2 protein-coding genes are annotated in these 2069 nt (G+C 54.3%); both read left to right on the top strand.

The window, feature by feature from the left end; translation table 11 throughout:
* Window positions 1-135 precede the first annotated feature (135 nt).
* The gene (locus PXK01_RS21810) at window positions 136-1044 is read left to right on the top strand and encodes a haloalkane dehalogenase (RefSeq protein WP_274861720.1); all 909 of its coding nucleotides are present in this window, start codon (window positions 136-138) and stop codon (window positions 1042-1044) included.
* Between the two features lie 264 nt (window positions 1045-1308).
* Window positions 1309-2034, top strand: a complete 726-nt coding sequence (locus tag PXK01_RS21805; RefSeq protein ID WP_274861719.1) for a hypothetical protein — start codon at window positions 1309-1311, stop codon at window positions 2032-2034.
* Window positions 2035-2069: the final 35 nt, after the last annotated feature.

The raw sequence follows: 2069 nt of genomic DNA, 5'->3' as shown, positions 1-2069 counted from the left end.
AGCAGGCTGGGACGACGACTTCCTACGCAACGTTCTCAATGGCTTAGCGGCGGCATGAGCCATATGCGATTGCCCTGGACCAGACCCGCGCAAGCGTGTAGGGTTCGATGACAAGTCACTTGCAGGAGAAAGGTATTGTCGAACATCGAGATCGTTCGAACGCCAGATGCGCGCTTCGCAAATCTGCCAGATTATCCTTGGAAACCAAAATACATCGACCAACTGGCGGGATATGAAGGGCTGCGAATGGCGCGGATCGACGAGGGTCCGGCCGACGCGGAACACGTCTTCCTCTGCCTACACGGTCAGCCCGCGTGGAGCTTTCTCTACCGGCATATGATCCCCGAGTTTCTGAATACCGGAGCGCGCGTAGTGGCACCGGATCTTTTCGGGTTTGGGCGGTCTGACAAGCCCGTCAATGATGACGTGTACAGCTTCACGTTTCATCGCCAAAGTCTGATAGCACTCGTCGAGGAGCTAGACCTGCAAAACATCACCTTGGTAGTCCAAGATTGGGGCGGAATCCTTGGGCTCACGATCCCACCGGACATGCCCGATCGTTTCAAAAGGCTCTTGATCATGGATACGGTTCTGGGACTCGGCGGCGGCACCACGGAAGGCTTTGAAGCGTGGCGTGACTTTCACGGCGAGCACCCGGATTACGATATGGCTGAGCTTTTCAAGACGTATGTTCCGGGAATGAGTGATGACGTGGCCAAGGCCTACGCCGCTCCGTTTCCCGACGCACGGTACCGTGCCGGGACACGTCGATTTCCATTCTTGGTCATGACGAAACCTGACATGGAAGGCGTTGATGTTTCTCGCCGCGCGGCGGCCTGGTGGGCTTCAGAGTGGCAGGGCGACGACTTCACTGCTGTCGGTGAAATGGATGAGTTAATCCCCCCTTCGCTTATGAAGCGTATGCATGAGATCCTCGGTTTGAAGCGGGCTCCCATGATGCTGCCGACCGCCGGTCATTTCGTGCAAGAAACCCACGGGGCAGAAGTCGCGCGCGCGGCCTTGAGCGCATGGAGCGCCAACTGATCTTTGTACCATCTTGACACGGGTAATTCACACGGAAAAAGCGACTGCTTCGGGCTCGACCGCCGTCTTCGGACGCCGCGCAGCATTGGGCACCAAGTGGTCACCGGCATTGGGAAAGGCGGCCCAGAGCCGCCGTTGACGAGGGAGGCCTTCGTGCCAGTGCGGCCCGTGAAAGCGGACGTTCACCGCGCGTTATCGAGAATGTTCTGGCGCACGGATAGTATACTTGGAATAGTATCGCTGAATAGCGTTTGAGGTGGCAAGGTGAGCCCGATAATTCACAGAACCAGCGTGTTTTCTAGTTCTTTATCGATTGATTTCGAGAGCGAAGGATTTCCGTCAAGTATTGGTCCCGCGAATGGCTATCAGATGCTGCCAACAACTTGGCGCGAAATATTATGGGCTGCTTTAACTGTTGGGCGTCCGAGCAGAAGCTTTGTCTTTCAGCATGGGTTGGCCTCGCTGTTCGAAGCACTCTATCGTATTTCTCAGATTCGCATGGCACTTACACAACAAACTTTTAGTCAACATCTTTATCGCACCAACGCTTTTCGTCAGCTCGATCCAACCGAGAAAGGCGCAGTGAGTTACGCACTGGGTATGGTTTTTTGTAAGCTGTTTGCGCATAGATTGCTGAACACTCATTGGCTGCTTCACCTTGATGTATTCAAAGACCAACTAAATCCAGAATTGCTCATCGGAAAATCTCGACCGGACCTTGTCGGTCAAGATGATGCAGGGGACTGGCACTCTTTTGAAAGCAAAGGACGGTCGAGTGCCCCAAATGAAGATGCAAAGCAAAAGGCCAAGCAGCAGGCACAAAGATTGGTTCGCGTTGACGGCCAAGATTGTCGTTTGCACATTGGCGCAATTTCGTTCTTCCGCAGCGAAACACTAGAGTTTTATTGGCGCGACCCTGATCCGATCAAAGAGGAGCCATTTGAGGTGCAGGGCAATCGCATATGGCTCATGCCGCCGCTAAGCCATTGAGAACGTTGCGTAGGAAGTCGTCGTCCCAGCCTGCT

This window comes from Phaeobacter sp. PT47_59, from assembly GCF_028890025.1.
GTDB lineage: Bacteria > Pseudomonadota > Alphaproteobacteria > Rhodobacterales > Rhodobacteraceae > Phycobacter.
This window is presented reverse-complemented; position numbering and strand designations above follow the sequence as displayed.